Source organism: Paenibacillus sp. FSL R5-0345 (assembly GCF_000758585.1).
GTDB lineage: Bacteria > Bacillota > Bacilli > Paenibacillales > Paenibacillaceae > Paenibacillus_AQ.
In genome coordinates this window covers 4,042,733-4,060,425 of sequence record NZ_CP009281.1, presented here as the reverse complement: position 1 = coordinate 4,060,425, position 17,693 = coordinate 4,042,733, and the positions used below count along the sequence as shown (strand labels likewise).

Sequence of the window (17,693 nt, the reverse complement as noted above, 5' to 3'; positions counted from 1 at the left end):
TGAAGTACAGAGACCATCCAATTGTATTATGATTGGGTGGTCTTTTTTATTTCAGTATTTCATTCTGTTGTGCGAAAAAGGTAGTAATCAATTTCAGAGTCATTATTTGTGCAACCGCTGATCGAATAGATAATTTCACCTTGTGTGCTTTTTTTACTCGTCACTTCGGAGCAAGTATCGGTTCTGACATCTTTGTTGCTCCCACCAAATTCATCATTAGAAGTATCATAGCTATAATTAATTATACTGCCATCAAACTTCAAATCCTTAAATATGGGATCACCCTCATCTGTGTAACTTGTAACGCGTATATTGTCTGCTTTTTTGCTGGAGAGATTAGTTATAAATTGCTCGAATTTATCTAGGTTGTAAACTTTTTTAAATGAAACAATATCTCCCCTACTGATGGCTTCTTTGGAAGTATAGGGTTCACTTTTGGGAACAGAATTAACTTTATTATCGGAACAACCCCATACTCCTGCTAGTAAAAGAACAGAGAGTACAAGTGAATTTACTTTTTTCACTGAGGGACCTCCTTGTAACTTATTTATATAAAAGACGGAAATTAACTGGAAAAGTTACAGTGAGCTTGATGTTTCGCATTGACAATAAACAACAAATTGAGTATTATTTCCTGTAACTTGAATATGTAAAAGCAAAGAAGAGAAAGAGTACCACGGCAATTCTTTCTACAGAGAGCTCCGTTCGCTGAAAAGGAGTAAAGAAAAACCTTGGGAATATGGTCTCAGAGCTGCGCATCGAAACCTTTTAGGTTGTAGGCTGCGCCGGAACCTGCATCCGTTATAGTGCTAGGGTATAAACGTTTATTAACGTCGTACCTGAAGAGGTAAATGTCATGAGGCATTTATAAAATTAGGTGGTAACACGTGAGTAGAACTCTCGTCCTTTGTGGATGGGAGTTTTTTTGTTGTCTAAAAAAAGGAGGAGAAGGTTAATGAGTAATGTGTTTATAGGCGGAGCTTGGCCGTATGCGAATGGATCTTTACATCTTGGAAGATTATCAAGTGTGTTGCCTGGGGATGTGCTGGCACGCTATTTTCGCAGCAAGGGGGATAACGTTTTATATGTGTCAGGCAGCGATTGTCATGGCACACCTGTAGCGGTTCAGGCTGCTAATGAAGGGATCACACCCGAAGCTTTTGCAAGTCGATACCACGAAGAGTTTTTGAAGTGTTTTGAAGAGCTGGGATTTAGTTATGATCTATATACTCGAACGGATCAACAGCAGCATCATAAGGTCGTGCAAGAGTTGTTTGCGAAGCTGCTAGAGAATGGTCATTTATATAAAAAAACCATTGGGCAATGTTACTGCGAGGTAGACCAGCGATTTTTGCCAGACAGATATGTGGAAGGCACTTGTCCGGTATGTGGGCAGCAGGCGAGGGGGGATCAATGTGATTATTGTTCTACGATTCTAGACCCAGCCGATTTATTGGACAGAGTCTGTAAATTATGTGGGAATACACCGACAGAACGGCCGACAGAACATTTTTATCTTAGCTTATCTAAATTTCAATCTGAATTAACGGATTATGTAGACGAAGCAGTACACTGGAGAGAAAATGCAATAAAACTGACCAAACGATATTTAAAGGAGAAGCTTCAGGATCGGGCAGTAACCAGAGACTTATCTTGGGGTGTAAATGTTCCTGTAGCTGGATTTGAAGATAAGAAGATTTATGTCTGGATTGAGGCGGTAAGTGGTTATTTATCAGCCAGCAAGCAGTGGGCTACACAATCTGGAGGGAGCTGGGAGGAATTTTGGTCAGAGAAAAATGATGGTATTACCGCTTATTATGTGCATGGTAAAGACAATATTCCTTTTCATACCTTGATATGGCCAGCCGTCTTATTAGGAGCAAAAGAGTTACATTTACCGGACCGGATTATATCTAGCGAATATTTAACCCTTGAAGGGCAGAAGTTCTCCACTAGCCGTAATTGGGCGGTCTGGGTACCTGATATTCTAGAACGGTATCATCCTGACTCTATTCGTTATTTTTTAATTGCCAACGGGCCTGAGAAGCGGGATACGGATTTTTCCTGGAGAGAGTTTATTTATAGTCATAATGGTGAGCTGCTTGGAGCATTTGGTAACTTTGTGAATCGTTCATTGGCTTTTGTGGATAAGTTTTATGAAGGGAAAGTGCCGAAGGGAGAATTAGATAAGGGGTGGAGGGACAATATTGACCTCTTGTATCTGGAGTCAGGGCGCCTAATTGAAGCGGGAGATTTAAAGGATGCGCTGGAGTATATTTTTTCTTATGTACGTAAGGCAAATCAGTATTTTGATCGGCAAAAGCCTTGGATTCAGGTAAAAGAGGATCGGGAAGCCTGTGATTCTACAATATTTACTTGCGTTCAGATTATCGCTAATTTGGCAAGTTTGCTGCATCCGTTTCTACCTTTTTCTTGTGAGAAGATCAGGGGGTTCTTATCGCTTGAACAACTGAATTGGCAGCCCTGCGCAGTTCCCCCTTATCAACAAATAACTGATTTACAATTGTTGTTTGAACGAATTGATATAAGTCGTATTAAAGAAGAAGAGGATAGACTCATTCAACAACAAGTGAATTAACCATTCTTGAAGCTCTCAATAAACTTAGAAGCCAATGATGATAAGTATTTATCCTTGATCCAGACGGCGGCGACCCGCGTGCGAAGCGATTCACTACTGATTTCTTTATAGATCAAATTACGATTACTCGTTAATTCGAAAGCGGATTTGGGGATGATTCCAATGCCAAGACCAGCGTTTGCCCAGAGCAGTGTTGTTCGTGCATCATCATTCATGCAGAAAATTAGCGGATCAAAGCCGTTCTCAAGACAGGTTTCCCGGATAAGCTGCTCAAAACGGCGGTAGATAATGAGCGGCTTATCTTTTAACTCACCGATCTCAACGAAGTTTTCATCTGTTTTCCAGTCATACTCTGGAGTCATTACGGCAATCATAGGCTCAGCCTGTGTGTAAAGACATTCTAAATTTGTAGCATTAAAGGGTGTCCGGACAATGCCAATCTCGACAATACCCTTGTTCAAAAGGTCGATGATTCTGAAGGTATTCCCTTCATGGATTTCAAATTTAACGCCTTTATACGTTTTGTGGAACTCACAAAGTCGATCTTGGAGCAGGGTAGCTCCGGAAGAAGATACAGTACCTATGGCGAGAGTTCCTTTCAAGCCTTTGACAAAATCATTGAGCTCCCGCGCAGTGGAATCGGCCAGCTCAAGAATTTGTTGGGCGCGGTCACGTAAAATGGCACCAGCTTCGGTTAGCTGCACGCTGCGCGGACCTCGATCGACGAGTTTGACCCCCAGCTCTTCTTCAAGCAGCTTAAGCTGTTGACTGAGCGGAGGCTGGGCCATTTGCAGTCTTCTAGCTGCAGACGTAATCTGTCCTTCCTCAGCGATAGCTATAAAATATTTAAGTTGTCTAATATCCATAAAAGAATCCTCCGAACTTGAGATATGTTTATCGTATGGGAGCGATACGAATCAAATATTATTAATATGTGAGTAGATATGCCATAATCATAACTGTTATTATACATATTTCAAATGCTTAAATACTTCTTATGTTGGGTGTGGATGACGTTGTTCAAAATTGCAGTTTATTTAAAACCGTACAAAAAAGAAGCCATCATCGGTCCAATCTTTAAGCTGATGGAAGCGATTCTGGAGCTGATTCTGCCAACCATTGTCGCATTAATCATCAATAATGGGGTAGGAAATCATGACAGTGCTTATGTATACCGCATGGGTGGCTTGATGGTGCTGATGTCTCTACTTGGCTTCGGCTGCTCTATGGTATGTCAATACTATGCGGCACGAGCATCTCAGGGATTCGGCACGACGCTTCGTAATAAAATGTTCAATCATATTACATCCTTATCGTACGCTGAGCTGGATACGTTCGGTACGCCTACGCTGATTAACCGGATTACTAATGATGTAAACCAGCTGCAGATTGCTGTTGCCATGCTGATTCGCCTGGTTATTCGTGCGCCGTTTATCTGCATCGGAGCTATCATAATGTCGATGATCTTGGATTTTAGGTTATCGCTGATCCTAATAGCGGCAACGCCGATTTTTGGGATTATTTTATATTTCATTATCACTCGAAGCGCTCCTTTGTATCGATTGTATCAACAGAAGCTGGATGCACTTGCACTCGTACTTAGTGAGAATTTGTCAGGAATTCGGGTCATTCGTGCTTTTGCCAAGAGACGTACGGAAAAAGAACGTTTTGATGCCTCGTCTGAGGATTTAACCACTACAGCGATCAGAGTCTCGCGGATTTCTGCTTTACTTGGACCGATGACGACACTTGTAGTAAACGCGGCGATCATAGCTATTTTATGGGTAGGTGGAATTCATATTGACGGGGGCCGGTTGTCACAGGGTGAGATCATTGCCTTCATCAATTATGTCACTCAAATCTTGCTGGCACTTATAGTGGTCTCTAACCTGGTTATTATTTTTACAAAAGCCTCATCCTCTGCCAATCGCGTGAATGAAGTGCTGAGTGTCAAAGCATCCGTGTCCGAGGAAGGAAATGTTATGATGGCTGAACCTAATCATACCGCTCCTGCTATTTCATTCGAACGTGTATCGTTTGGTTATAATACAACTGGTGAATTGGCATTAGAGGATATATCGGTAGTCATTAACCGCGGAGAGACTGTAGGGCTGATTGGCAGTACGGGTTCTGGTAAATCTACTTTTGTGAACCTGATTCCACGTTTTTATGATGCGGTGCAAGGTGAAGTTAAAGTGGATGGAGTGAATGTCAGAGATTATAAGCTGCATCAGCTTCGTGAGAAAATAGGGATTGTCCCGCAAAAAGCAGTGCTGTTCACAGGAACAATCGCTGAGAATATTCGTTGGGGGAAGGAAGACGCCACCGAGGAAGAAATCATGCAAGCTGCCTCTGTTGCTCAAGCAGAAGAGTTTATTCGTAAATTGCCGGAAGGGTTGAATACGCAGGTATCCCGTGGTGGACTTAATTTATCTGGGGGACAGAAGCAGCGCTTAACCATAGCTCGTGCAGTGGTAGGTAATCCGTCGATTCTTATTCTGGATGACTCCTCCAGCGCGCTGGATTTTGCTACTGATGCGGCACTTCGTAAGGCGCTCAAAAATAGCAGTCAGGAAATGACCGTACTCGTTGTCTCGCAGAGGGTAAGCACTGTAAGGCAAGCAGATAAAATTATGGTATTTGAGGAAGGGCGGATTGCCGGTGTCGGAACCCATGAGGAGCTGATGCGTGGTTGTGAAGAGTATAAAGAAATCTGCCTGTCCCAGCTATCGAGTGAGGAGTCGGGCCAATGAACAAAAACAACATTTGGAAAAGACTAATTGTATATACAGGACATTATAGAAAAATAGCTATAGGGGCGGTTATATGCGCATTACTCAGTGTGATCGCCAGTCTAATCGGACCACTACTTATTGGTAAAGCCATTGATTTTATGATCGGACCGGGAAAGGTTGATTTTGACGCTGTACTTAGATTGCTTTTGATTCTGGCAGCGGTATATATTGTCGGCAGCTTTTTTGGATGGCTTCTTACTTATTTAACGAACCGAATTGCATACCGAACGGTATACGACTTACGGAGAGAGCTTTTTGATAAATTAAATGTTTTGCCTTTAAAGTTTCATGACAACCACCCGCAGGGAGACAGTATCAGCCGGTTTGTTAACGATATGGATGCCGTTTCTGATGGACTGCTGCAAGGTTTCTCCACACTGCTTACAGGGATCATCACCATTGTTGGGGCAATTGTGCTAATGCTGTACATAAGTCCTGTGATGACCTTGGTAGTTCTTCTGTCAGCACCTGTTACCTTTTTTGTAGCAAGATTTATTACGATGCGGTCTCAGAAGATGTTCAAAGAGCAAGCGAAGATTCTGGGTGGTCTCAATGGGTATGTGGAGGAAATGATAGGCGGACAAAAAGTGGTCACTGCTTATCATTATGAAGAACGTGCAATGACACAGTTTGAAAAACAAAACGAGACATTATATCAGACCGGTGTGAAGTCACAATTCTATGGTTCCTTGTCCAACCCGACAACACGGCTGGTCAATAATGTTACGTTCTCAGTCATTGCAATGATCGGTAGTGTTATGGTCATTCGGGGTCATTTCACGGTAGGGGATCTGTCTAGTTTCTTGATTTTCTCCAACTTGTTCGCTAAACCTTTCAATGAAATTACAGGTGTAATTACGCAGCTACAATCGGCAACTGCCTCTGCACAGCGGATCTTCGCCATTCTTGATTTGACTCCAGAACCGGCTGATTTAAAGGATGCCAAAATCATGAATACAAGTCAAGGAACTATTATCTTCGAGAAGGTATTCTTTGCATATAATCCAGAACGGCCTCTGATAAATGATTTCAGCTTGGAAGTGAAGCCAGGGACTCGAGTTGCGATTGTTGGGCAGACCGGAGCGGGGAAGACGACGCTGGTTAATCTGCTCATGCGTTTCTATGACGTAGACAGTGGATCCATTAAGATTGATGGTGTGGACATTAAGACCATTACTCGCGATAGCTTGCGACGTAATTTTGGGATGGTGCTGCAGGATACTTGGCTTTTTGGTGGCACGATTAGAGAAAATATTGCTTACGGCAAGCCTGATGCTACAGATGAAGAGGTCATAGCTGCTGCTAAAGCTGCTAATGCACATAGCTTCATTAAACGTCTGCCTGATGGATATGACACGAAGATCAGTGGTTCAGGAGATAATCTTTCGCAAGGACAAAAGCAGCTTCTTACCATAGCAAGAGTCATGCTCGTAGATCCACCTATGCTCATCTTAGACGAAGCTACGAGCAGTATTGACACGCTAACAGAGGTGCGGATTCAGAAAGCTTTCCTGACTATGATCGCGGGTCGAACCAGCTTTGTGATTGCCCATCGATTGTCGACGATTCGTGAATCGGATCTCATTCTATTCATGAAGGATGGCGATATTGTGGAAAGCGGTACGCATGATCAACTTCTAGCTAGTGGTGGATATTACGCCAGATTGTATAATAGTCAGTTCGCGACAGCGTAGACTTAGTGAGTAAAAAAGAAGCAATCGATCCCATTTTGGGTGAGGATGCTTCTTTTTTTGTTGTCCGTAGCAAGGCATTTACTGTTCCAAAATGAAATCTCAGATTGCTCCCCTCGTTTAAACGAATGATCGCGAGTGCTGGAATTGGAGCGGCCAAGGTAGATCTCATGCTCCATTAAGATGTTGTGAATGCAGATGATACGATCAGTGGTGGCGTCTGAATTCAGGGGGGGGCGTTGTAGATCAGCAGGTTGATGACGTTTATGCATTCGTTAAGACACGTTACTTGAAAGAGTTGAACGATATGAAGATGGAAGTGGAAACAACGGAGCACTCTTCGAAGCGGATTTGCAAGCATTTACCGGACGCTTACAAGCTGTATTCGCTGGCAGCTTGACTGCTTGGTAGGACATACGAACGCTGTTTCTGGTTGAAATGTTTAATTAAGTCAAATGAAAGTGCAAATTATATATGAAAATACCTCTAATTTTACGGGTATCGGGCAAAGACAATCTACATTATAATAAGCCAGAGAAAACGTTTACAAGGAGGTTCTTACATGTCATCTACTAACTATCCATTCCAGAATACACAGCTTCCGCTTGATGAACGGGTCAATGATCTCGTATCTCGCTTCACACTAGAGGAAAAGGTTCAACAAATGGTGCAATATCAGGCAGCCGTTGAACGGCTTGGGGTAAAATCATATAAACATGGCACAGAAGCCGCACATGGTATGGCTTGGCTTGGTGAAGCCACAGGTTATCCGCAGCCAATCGGTCTTGGTTGTACTTGGGACACTGAACTGATGCAGCGAATTGGCGATGCTATTGGCGACGAGGCCAGAGGATTTTATAAACGCAATCCAGAGATAAACGGATTAACGTTATGGGCACCAACCGTTGATATGGAGCGTGATCCACGTTGGGGGCGTACTGAGGAAGCCTATGGCGAAGATCCAGTACTGACGGGCAAACTTTCAGCTGCTCTTGTTAAAGGAATCCAAGGTGATCATCCAAAGTATTTGAAAGCGGTTGCTACACTGAAGCATTTTATTGGCAACAACAATGAGGTAGGCCGCGGTGATCAATCGGTCAGTATCGATCCCCGCAATATGCGAGAGTATTATTTGAAAGCATTTGAAATTCCGTTTAAGGAAGGCGGCGCCCAGTCGATGATGACCGCGTATAACGCCATTAACGGCGTACCGGCTAACCTGAGCCCAGATGTTAATGCCATCGTTAAGCAGGAGTGGGGGATGGACGGCTTTGTTGTCAGCGATGCGTTTGACGTATCCGGCACGGTGCGTGATCATGGCTATTTGGAAACACATAAGGAAGCTGTCGCTCGCTCTGTACGTGAGGGCGGAATTGACAGCCTTACCGACGATAATGAGCTGATGAAGCAGTCACTGCGCGAAGCGCTGGAAGAAGGCATGCTAACTGAAAGTGACTTGGATGTGGCACTCTGCAATACGTTCCGTGTCCGTTTTCGTCTTGGCGAGTTCGATCCCGATTCCGAAAATCCATATGCTGCGATTGACGAGTCAGCGATTCTACATCCAGAGCATGCGAAGCTGTCACGTGAAGCGGCGGGTAAAGCGATTGTCCTGCTGAAGAATGAAGACAACATGCTTCCGCTGCAAGCGGACAAGCTGAAGAAGGTTGCTGTTATCGGACCGCTGGGCGGAACGGTATATCGCGACTGGTACAGTGGTTCAATGCCTTATACGATTACACCACTTCAGGGGATTCAAGAGAAGCTTGATGCTCATGGTGGTAAAACTATGTTCGCCGGCGGCACAGACCGGATTAAACTGAAGTCCAAACGCACAGGCCGCTATGTGCAGCTGCTTGAAGGCGAACAAGCTGCGCTGGCTGCAATCGGCGAAGCTGCGGAGGATGCAGCAGTGTTTGAATCAACGGACTGGGGCTGGCACAACAAGACCCTGATCGCCGAAGACAATGGTCGTTACCTGACGACAGATGACCGCGTTGTGAAAGCTTCAGCGGACCAAATTTGGGAATGGTTTACGAAAGAAGTATTCCTAGTTCGCCCATCCGAAGAAGGCGAAGATCAGGTGACTTTCTCGACGTGGAATGATACACCGGTAACAGTGGGAAGCGAAAATGGTGAGCTGCTTGTCGGTACTGGTAGTGCTGAAGAGACGGCCAATGAGATCAATGTGAGTGGGGCTGCATCCGTCACTGGTGGGGAAGCAGAAGCGATTGCTGCCGATGTATTTGAAGTAGAGACGGTTACGGACAAATTCCAGGCTGCGAAGGAAATTGCCAGCGATGCGGATCTGGCGGTTGTCTTCGTCGGTAATCATCCGTTAATCAACGGCAAGGAAACGATGGACCGCCCAGACATCACTTTGCCGGAATCGCAGGAGCAACTAATTAAGGAAGTTATGTCGGTGAATCCGAACACGGTCGTAGTAGTTGTGGGGAGTTATCCTTTTGCCCTGAACTGGACAGATGCACATGTGCCGGCTATCGTGTACACTACGCATGCCGGTCAGGAGCTAGGAAATGCTGTTGCTGATGTATTGTTCGGTGACGTGAATCCAGCAGGACGCCTGAATATGACCTGGTACAAGTCGGTTGATCAATTGCCGGAATTTATGGACTATGACGTGATCCAGAGTGGTAGAACGTATCAGTATTTCACTGGCGAACCGCTCTATCCATTCGGACATGGCCTATCCTATAGCACATTCCGATTTGATGGCCTGACCCTCGACCAGCAGATGGTTTCTGCAGCGAAGGATAATGAGATCAGCTTGACGGTTCGTGTCACCAATACGAGTCATCTTGCAGGAGATGAAGTGGTACAATTGTACGGACACGCGGAAGAATCACGAGTGAAACGTCCACTGAAGCAACTGCTTGCGTTCCGCCGGGTGCATGTGCAGCCAGGCGAGTCGGTTGACGTAAGCTTCACATTGCCACTCTCCGAGTTGGCAATCTGGGATGTCACCCGTGAGCGCTTCTGTATTGAAAACGGCTTGTTCACCTTTATGGCAGGGGCTTCATCATCCAATCTGCCAGTAAGCGCAGCACTTGAGGTGCAAGGCGAAGTCATTCCACCTCGTGACCTGAAACAATTGGTGAAGGCAATCAACTATGACGGATATGAAGGCGTATTGATTGGCGAGTGCCGTGAAGGCGGCAGCGCCGTAGAAGTGAAGGAGCAGTCCGGCTGGATATCCTTCAAGGATGCCGAGTTCGGAGCAGGTGCGCACAGCATCAAACTGCGTGCAGCAGGTTTGGGTGCTGCTACAGCAGAAATCCGACTGCAAAGCCCGGAAGGCCCACTGGCAGCACAGCTTACGCTGGCAGGCACCGGTGCTCATATATGGCATGATTTCACTGCTGAATTGAGCGGCGTTAGCGGATGTCAGGACGTGTACATTGTACTTAACGGTAAGGCTTCGCTTAGCACGCTTCAGTTTATGTAAGCCGGCTGAGGTAAATAGATGAGGAAGGACCTGATTCCCCGCGGGGGACAGGTCCTTTTTCTCTTGCATCGAATTTAATAATAGATCGCAATGCCTCCTGAAACAAAGGCTTGGCATCGAACATAGTTCGAATAAGCCCGGTGGAGGATGCTAAAGATGATGTTTAAATGGACACAGAATTTTGAAAGAATCAGAGAGTCATTCGAAGTGAAACTGATTTAGATCGGGGCGAGTTTTTATAAATTGACTAATTTCTATGAAGGAATGAACTAAATGGACAGGATAAACGTACTATAGTAAAACTATCCTAACAACGTATGAATCGGTACGCACGACAAGATGGAAATTACTTATAGGAACGGAAGGGAAGTGCCAAGATGTTGACAATAAAGCATTTTACGAAGAGCTATAAGGGTGGTAAGAAGGCAGTAAATGATTTGAATTTAGTGGTAGAGAAGGGCGATATTTACGGCTTTATCGGACATAACGGTGCGGGAAAAACAACGACGATTCGGGCAGTGGTGGGTGTTCTTGATTTTGAAGAGGGGGACATCGAGATTGGTGGATATTCAATTAAAAAAGATCCATTAGCCTGCAAAGCAATTACTGCGTATATACCGGATAATCCGGATCTATACGATCATCTGACAGGCATTCAGTACTTGAATTTTATTGGTGATCTTTTTAGCGTATCGAAAGCGGATCGTGAATTACTGATTAAGAAATATGGCGATGAATTTGAGATTACCACTCATTTGGGGGATTTAATCTCCTCGTATTCTCATGGGATGAAACAGAAACTCGCGATCATCTCAGCACTCATACATAAACCGAAGCTGTTAGTGCTGGATGAGCCCTTTGTGGGACTAGATCCAAAAGCGGCACATACGCTTAAAAGAATCATGACGGAGATTTGCAGTCAAGGCAGTGCGATCTTTTTTTCGACGCATGTACTGGATGTAGCCGAGAAACTTTGCAACAAGATTGCCATTATCAAAGCTGGGGAATTGATTACGCATGGGAAAACAGAAGAGGTGAAGGGTGACAGCAGCCTTGAAGATGTGTTTTTGGAGTTGATTAAGCATGATTAATATCTGGAGATTGACAAAGATTCAGCTGATCTCATCCTTTGGGTTAAATAAAGCGTTGCACACACGTGGTGTGAAAGAAAGACGCAAAATGCTTTGGCTTAGCTTCGGTATCTTAATAGGCATAGTCATGATGGCAGTCGTTTCATTTGGATATAGCTTTATTATTGCAGAGACCCTTGAACAGGTAGGCCGGCCTGAGCTGTTGCTAGCGATTATGATGGCTGTTACTTGCTTAATCGGATTTTTTACAACGATCTATAAGGCAAGTGGTGTATTATTTGGCTCCAAAGACTATGATCTCGTAATGTCCTTACCCATCAAAACGAGTCATATTGTTGCAAGTCGAGTGGCTCAGCTCTATGTGTTAAACCTGTTTTTCTCATTGATGGTGATGGTACCAGCAGGCATAGTTTATGCTATAAAAGTGAATCCAGGAGCATTATATTATTTGTATTTCTTGATCACATTGTTATTTATTCCATTAGTGCCGATCATTGCTGCAACGATTATTGGTGCGCTGATCAGCTGGTTTTCCTCAAGATTTAAAGGAAGCCGTATAATAACTCTCATTCTAACTTTTATTGTGATTATCGGGATAATTGTTGGTTCCGGTCAAATCAATGGGAACAATCCACAATTACTTGCGGATATGAGCACACAAATCGCTGATCAAATATACAACTTGTATCCTCTGACGCTTATGTATGTAAATGCGGTTTGCTCGTTTCAGATGGATTCCCTAGTATTGTTTGTTGCGATTTCACTGATTTCTTTTGTGCTGTTTACCATATTGCTTGGCAATAAATATAAAGCGATACACACGGGTCTGACGACCTCTTTTTCCAGTAATAAGTATCAAATGAAGTCGCTTGAAGTATCGTCACCCTTGTATACATTGTATAAAAAAGAGCTACGCCGCTATTTCAGTTCTACTTTATATGTGCTCAATACGAGTATTGGTATGGTGATGTTACTTGTGATGGCTGTCACCTTGCTATTCGTTAATGCAGAGCAACTAGGACAAATTCTTGAGGTCCCAGAGCTTTCAAATTATTTAAGCCGATTGGCACCGCTGTTTGTTTCTGTTTTTGTAACGTTAAGCTGCACAACATCCAGTTCCATTTCGCTCGAAGGTAATAATATTTGGATCTTAAAAAGCGCACCTGTGCCGACATTAACGATATTGCTAAGTAAAATCGCAGTGAATCTTACGATTACCGTGCCGATTGTAGTTGTCAGTAGTGTGCTCCTCATGATATCTCTTGGCACAGGGTGGATCGAAAGCTTGCTATTACTGGTTATTCCCGTCTTATATGCTTGTCTTACAGCAATGACTGGTGTAATCGTTAACTTGAAGCTACCTAAACTGGAGTGGACAAATGAAGTATCGGTAATCAAACAAAGCGCATCCGTCTTAGTGACGATGTTGATAGGCTTAATAAGCTTACTGATCCCATTTGGTTTGAGTCTGCTGCTATCTGATCTGAATGGTAATCTTGTATTGTTAGGTATTGGGTTACTAATATTAGTGGTGTGTGGTGCGATGTATAAATATATTCAGTCCAAAGGTGAGCTTTTATTTCGGGCGCTTTAAATAAGTAAAGTACTATCTTCTGATTCAATCAGAACGTAACTTCATAAATATGAATTTCGAATATCATAACTGTTGTCAGACACTCCTTTAGGGGTGTCTTTTGTTATAAGTGGGGACTTATATTTTGAAAACATCAATATTACAACACCGATGGAAGGATATAAACTGATAGCTAACGAATTCAATTTGATAAAAATACGCTTTGCATGGTCGCCATCATACCGCACAAATTGCTTCGCTTAAAGAACGTACAGTCCGGTATGAGCTCGGGGCTCTTGATCCATACGATTACTAGTTATTCCGAGCGAAAAATGGATGAGATTCACAAAGTACATCTTTTCGCACTCTACCAATATTTTAGCAATGTTTATTGACTCTATCCTTGGTATAATTCGAAGATTATATCCGAGGAGGATCATCTCGTGAACAATAGATTTGGTAGGTTTGTTATTACTATACTTGTAGTATTGCTTGTAGCTGGGGTATTTATTCAACATATATGGGCTGATGATGGAGCCCCATTTAAAGATATAAGTAACAGTTATGCTAAAAAAGAAATCATAGATTTATATCATCGAAACATATTAACTGGCACATCGGAGACAAGCTTTTCACCTACTAAATCGATTACTAGAGCAGAATTCATAACGGTACTTGATCGTCTGCTAAAGCTAGATCCTGCAGTTAGTCCAGTATCTCCTTATACAGATGTAGCTAAAAAAGCTTGGTATTACGGCTGGATACAGGCAGCTGTTCAGCTTGAGCTGGCTAACGGCACATCGGCAACTACTTTCGCGCCAGTAAAAGCAGTTACTAGGCAGGAAGCGGCTGTATGGATGGCCAAAGCTTTAAAGCAAACAAACCATACTTCCGCTCTAACTTCGTTTAATGATCGAAATGAAATTGCTAGTTGGGCAAGATCAGCTGTTGTTAAAGTAAATGATCTAGGTTTAATGATGGGGGACAATAGCAGGAATTTCCGTCCTTCTGATCCTATTACTAGACAGGAAACAGCTGTCCTCATTGACCGGGTTCTGCAAAATGACAGCTGGGCAGCAGAGCTTGAGGAGAAGCCAGAGGATCAGATCGTTATAGGCTGGCAATATGGTCAGACGACGGCACAATATGAGAATACGGTTCTGAAGTCCAACGTGAATACCTTATCGCCACGATGGTATTATGTAGGAAAATCAGGTGCAGTAACGGATTCTACGGATGCTTCGCTGATCACATGGGCAAAGAAGAATAATAAGAAAATATGGGCGATGGTTGGCAATCGTTCAGATCAAGAAGCAACGCATCAAATGTTGTCGAGTGTAAGCACAAGGACTACGGCAGTAAATCAATTAGCTGTTGTAGTGAGTAAATATGGATTAGATGGACTAAATATTGATTTTGAAAATGTTGGGCCTGATGATCGTGCGTATTTGACCTCATTTATTACTTTATTAGCTGAGAAAATGCATTCACTTAACGCTAAGCTGTCGATAGACGTTTCTCCTGATCTTGGAACAGATTGGACAGATGCTTTTGACTATGCTGCACTAGGTAAGCAAGTGAACTATATGGTGATGATGGGTTATGACGAGCATTATGATGGGAGTAAGCTTCCTGGGCCGAATGCCTCAATTCCTTTTGATCAACAGGCTGTGAATACTATATTAAAAGTAGTACCCAGCCAAAAAGTTATATTGGCATTGCCTTTATATAATCGGGACTGGACGTTGAATCAGAATGGTACGGTTTCATCATCAAAGTACATGTCGCTTTCGGAGCAAAATCAGATTATTAATAACTATGGGATGAAGCCCGTATGGAATGAGTCTTTGGGACAATATGTTGCCAATTATACGAAGCAGTCCATAAAGCACACCATCTGGATTGAGGATGGACGTTCACTAATAGCCAAATACAATTTAAGCGTTAAGAACAATTTAGCTGGGGTTGCCTATTGGTATATAGGTGGGGAAAGCTCTGATATATGGACTAGCCTAAGTAATGCAGAGAGATTTTATGATTATACGTTTTAAAAAAGAGACTGGATGCTCATAGCCACGAAGCTATGTTTTTATCCAGTCCTTTTTATTTGGTTATTACCGTACAAAGGGTAGTCCCCTCATTATTGAAAGGTTTTCCTGCTACATCAGCAAACAATTCGATCTGGCCAAAGCCTGCATTTCGTATTTCATTAATTAAGGTATGTTCTGTGAAACAATGCTCCCATATGTTATAGCATAGAGTCGAGTGTTCACTAACAACAATGGTTTGATTTAGAACTGTCAGATCTTCGTCATAACGATAAAAAGAGTTCAGGCATAAATGTGGATTCTCATCCCAAAAACCGCCGGAAATATTATTTTCCCATTCTTTCTGTTCATTCTTCCCTTCATGCTGTCTGGGTGTAAATACATCTAAAATAAGTTTTCCATTCGGTTTCAATGCTTTATAAATCTTGTCTAATAATAGAGATCTGTCTCTAGTGGATAATACACCATAATCGCAATAAATAAGAGTAACTATATCAAAGCTTTCAGAGTAATTCATATCTAAGTAGTTTTGATAAAGATATTGAATATTGGAACGATTAAGAATAGATTGCTCTTGTGCATAGGCTATTGATCTCTGTGAAAAATCTATTCCTGTTACAGAATATCCAGCACTATGAAATTTCTCTGCGTATAACCCAGGGCCACAGCCTATATCAAGTAGATCTGGATAGCGGTTTGAGGGAAGCATTGTTGAAATCCAGTTCACGGATTCATTAATGAATTCTTCTTTACGACTAGCCGCGTCCCAATTTTTATCCAGATGCGCCTCTAGCATTCCTTTTGATATATGTGGATGATTCCAAAATTCGGTAGTGCTTGGCGTGTAGATGACAGGTCTGACTAAATATTGGAATAGAGTATTTAGCACATTAACACCTCATTTAGAGATTCTGAAGTCCTCACGTTTTACTCTAACCAATACATGTTTCCTGCACAATTTAAAGAATAGATATAATTATAAATTATTACTTCGTTGGATTAATTCAGCTTCGTGTGACGTATTTTTTGAAGTTTTTTACTTTTATAACTTTAACACTTTTGGATAAAAGCTTCTTATCGCTGACAATCCAGGTGTGATCTTTGGAGTTTTTTCTACGAATTGCAGCGAAGTTATACTTGTTTCCTGCGTAAATCTTAAAGCCATGTGCAGCACAATCAGAACAGAACTTGACGCATTCCCCTCGGTTCCGATCTGGAAAAGAAATTTGCTGGAATACATTACGTTTAATGAGCAGGGTCGCACCTTGAAGATTGGTTACATATTTATTTTCCATATGAGAGTAGCGTACCAAGAGTAATTTCTTGTCATTTAGATACATGAAGTGAGCCCGTTTTCCAACGATATCCGCCTTACTCTTATGAAGGGTTTGCATACTATCGGTTAAATAGTTGGTAGCGTAGTAGTCGTCATCATCAAATTTAGCGATATAACTATATTTCGCTAATTGCACACCAAAATTCAAACAAAATCCGAGAGAACGATGTTCCGGTATTTTATAAACCCGCACATTCTTATGTTTTTTTGCAGCAGTTATATAGTCATTGATCTTCAAATCATTATTATTTATGATCACGATAAGTTCTTTAGGATTGAAATTCTGTCGTCGATAGTTATCAAATAGTGTATTTATACAGTCAGCTCGTTTTGTACAGGTCAGGATAGATACAGCAGATCCATTAGAATCAGCAGCCCATTTCATAACTTGATCTTTGGACTGCGTCCAACAAAGGCCTTGTAGTTTTTAATATTACGGATGATCTTATGGTTTGCTATTAGAGTGCTGTCGCTGATAATCCATGTGTGCTTAGAAGAGTTTTTTCTTCGTATGGCTACGAAGTTATTCTTACTCGCAGAATACACCTTATAACCTTTCTTTCTACTTCTGCTGCAAAAAAGATCATCCTCACCCACGTTTCTATCAGGAAATTTCACATGATCGAATACTTTACGTTTGAAGACGAGTGTAGCGCCTGGTAGATGAGTAACTGTTCGATGTTCATCATGTGCGAAACGAAGGATCAAAGTCTTAGAACCACTTAAATACATGTAATGAGCTCGTTTTCCAAGAATATCAGCATTTGTTCTATTTAATGTCTGAATACTTTCTGTTAAATAATGAGGGGCATAATAATCGTCGTCGTCGAATTTGGCAATGGTATGATATTTACATTTCGTTACGGCATAGTTTAAGCATGAACCCAGAGTTTGATGTTCTGGTTTACGAAATATCTTTATGTTTTTGTGTTTTTTAGCTAATTGTTGGTAGGGGAATAGTGGAATTGCATTGTTATTGATAATAATGATGAGTTCTTTTTGGGCATATCGTTGTCTGTTGTAATTTTGAAGTAGGTTGTTTAAATAATTTGGACGATTTGTACAGGTAATAATGGAAACACCGTTCATTTAAC

12 protein-coding genes and 1 other annotated feature are annotated in these 17,693 nt (G+C 42.3%); of the genes, 7 read left to right on the top strand and 5 right to left on the bottom strand.

The features are described from left to right. Window positions 1-59: 59 nt before the first annotated feature. Window positions 60-524 carry a DUF4362 domain-containing protein gene (locus R50345_RS17925; protein ID WP_052414644.1) on the bottom strand — a complete coding sequence of 155 codons (465 nt, stop codon included), beginning with the start codon at window positions 522-524 and terminating at the stop codon, window positions 60-62. A gap of 125 nt (window positions 525-649) precedes the next feature. Next, window positions 650-911, top strand: a binding site (T-box leader). A gap of 44 nt (window positions 912-955) precedes the next feature. On the opposite strand from R50345_RS17925, the gene metG reads away from it, so the two are divergent. Continuing rightward, the gene (gene metG / locus R50345_RS17920) at window positions 956-2,599 is read left to right on the top strand and encodes a methionine--tRNA ligase (RefSeq protein WP_042128786.1); all 1,644 of its coding nucleotides are present in this window, start codon (window positions 956-958) and stop codon (window positions 2,597-2,599) included. On the opposite strand, the gene R50345_RS17915 is transcribed toward metG, so the two are convergent. Beyond that, complete coding sequence (locus tag R50345_RS17915; RefSeq protein WP_042128783.1) at window positions 2,596-3,465, bottom strand: LysR family transcriptional regulator; 870 nt, start codon at window positions 3,463-3,465, stop codon at window positions 2,596-2,598. The two genes, metG and R50345_RS17915, sit on opposite strands and share 4 nt — an antisense overlap. Before the next feature lie 150 nt (window positions 3,466-3,615). Here R50345_RS17915 and R50345_RS17910 point away from each other — a divergent pair, with 150 nt between their 5' ends. The 6 genes from R50345_RS17910 to R50345_RS17885 all read left to right on the top strand — a co-directional run bounded on the left by R50345_RS17910 (window position 3,616) and on the right by R50345_RS17885 (window position 15,266). Further along, entirely contained in the window at window positions 3,616-5,352 is a 1,737-nt protein-coding gene (locus tag R50345_RS17910; protein ID WP_042128782.1) for an ABC transporter ATP-binding protein, read from the top strand. Further along, window positions 5,349-7,088: an ABC transporter ATP-binding protein gene (locus R50345_RS17905; protein ID WP_042128781.1), complete on the top strand. Its 1,740-nt coding sequence runs from the start codon at window positions 5,349-5,351 to the stop codon at window positions 7,086-7,088. Before R50345_RS17910 ends, R50345_RS17905 begins: the two co-directional genes overlap by 4 nt. A gap of 559 nt (window positions 7,089-7,647) precedes the next feature. Next, complete coding sequence (locus R50345_RS17900) at window positions 7,648-10,551, top strand: glycoside hydrolase family 3 protein (RefSeq protein WP_042128779.1); 2,904 nt, start codon at window positions 7,648-7,650, stop codon at window positions 10,549-10,551. A gap of 377 nt (window positions 10,552-10,928) precedes the next feature. Continuing rightward, the gene (locus tag R50345_RS17895; protein ID WP_042128777.1) at window positions 10,929-11,642 is read left to right on the top strand and encodes an ABC transporter ATP-binding protein; all 714 of its coding nucleotides are present in this window, start codon (window positions 10,929-10,931) and stop codon (window positions 11,640-11,642) included. Continuing rightward, the gene (locus tag R50345_RS17890) at window positions 11,635-13,236 is read left to right on the top strand and encodes a putative ABC transporter permease subunit (protein WP_042128775.1); all 1,602 of its coding nucleotides are present in this window, start codon (window positions 11,635-11,637) and stop codon (window positions 13,234-13,236) included. The genes R50345_RS17895 and R50345_RS17890 overlap by 8 nt, the downstream gene beginning before the upstream one ends. A gap of 422 nt (window positions 13,237-13,658) precedes the next feature. Then, window positions 13,659-15,266 (top strand): S-layer homology domain-containing protein, encoded by a 1,608-nt coding sequence (locus R50345_RS17885; protein WP_052414643.1) that lies wholly within the window; start codon window positions 13,659-13,661, stop codon window positions 15,264-15,266. Between the two features lie 52 nt (window positions 15,267-15,318). Here the strand turns inward: R50345_RS17885 and R50345_RS17880 are convergent, their stop codons facing one another. The 3 genes from R50345_RS17880 to R50345_RS17870 all read right to left on the bottom strand — a co-directional run bounded on the left by R50345_RS17880 (window position 15,319) and on the right by R50345_RS17870 (window position 17,688). Further along, window positions 15,319-16,152: a class I SAM-dependent methyltransferase gene (locus R50345_RS17880; RefSeq protein ID WP_042128773.1), complete on the bottom strand. Its 834-nt coding sequence runs from the start codon at window positions 16,150-16,152 to the stop codon at window positions 15,319-15,321. 115 nt (window positions 16,153-16,267) lie between these two features. Next, window positions 16,268-16,984 carry a glycosyltransferase family 2 protein gene (locus R50345_RS17875; protein ID WP_042128771.1) on the bottom strand — a complete coding sequence of 239 codons (717 nt, stop codon included), beginning with the start codon at window positions 16,982-16,984 and terminating at the stop codon, window positions 16,268-16,270. Next, window positions 16,981-17,688, bottom strand: a complete 708-nt coding sequence (locus R50345_RS17870) for a glycosyltransferase family 2 protein (RefSeq protein WP_042128769.1) — start codon at window positions 17,686-17,688, stop codon at window positions 16,981-16,983. Before R50345_RS17870 ends, R50345_RS17875 begins: the two co-directional genes overlap by 4 nt. Window positions 17,689-17,693: the final 5 nt, after the last annotated feature.

What these genes read in the sequence shown, in the direction of transcription:
- metG (WP_042128786.1), top strand. Translation starts at nt 956, where the DNA reads ATGAGTAATGTGTTTATAGGCGGAGCTTGGCCGTATGCGAATGGATCT.
- R50345_RS17915 (WP_042128783.1), bottom strand. Translation starts at nt 3,465, where the DNA reads ATGGATATTAGACAACTTAAATATTTTATAGCTATCGCTGAGGAAGGA.
- R50345_RS17905 (WP_042128781.1), top strand. Translation starts at nt 5,349, where the DNA reads ATGAACAAAAACAACATTTGGAAAAGACTAATTGTATATACAGGACAT.
- R50345_RS17900 (WP_042128779.1), top strand. Translation starts at nt 7,648, where the DNA reads ATGTCATCTACTAACTATCCATTCCAGAATACACAGCTTCCGCTTGAT.
- R50345_RS17895 (WP_042128777.1), top strand. Translation starts at nt 10,929, where the DNA reads ATGTTGACAATAAAGCATTTTACGAAGAGCTATAAGGGTGGTAAGAAG.
- R50345_RS17890 (WP_042128775.1), top strand. Translation starts at nt 11,635, where the DNA reads ATGATTAATATCTGGAGATTGACAAAGATTCAGCTGATCTCATCCTTT.
- R50345_RS17875 (WP_042128771.1), bottom strand. Translation starts at nt 16,984, where the DNA reads ATGAAATGGGCTGCTGATTCTAATGGATCTGCTGTATCTATCCTGACC.
- R50345_RS17870 (WP_042128769.1), bottom strand. Translation starts at nt 17,688, where the DNA reads ATGAACGGTGTTTCCATTATTACCTGTACAAATCGTCCAAATTATTTA.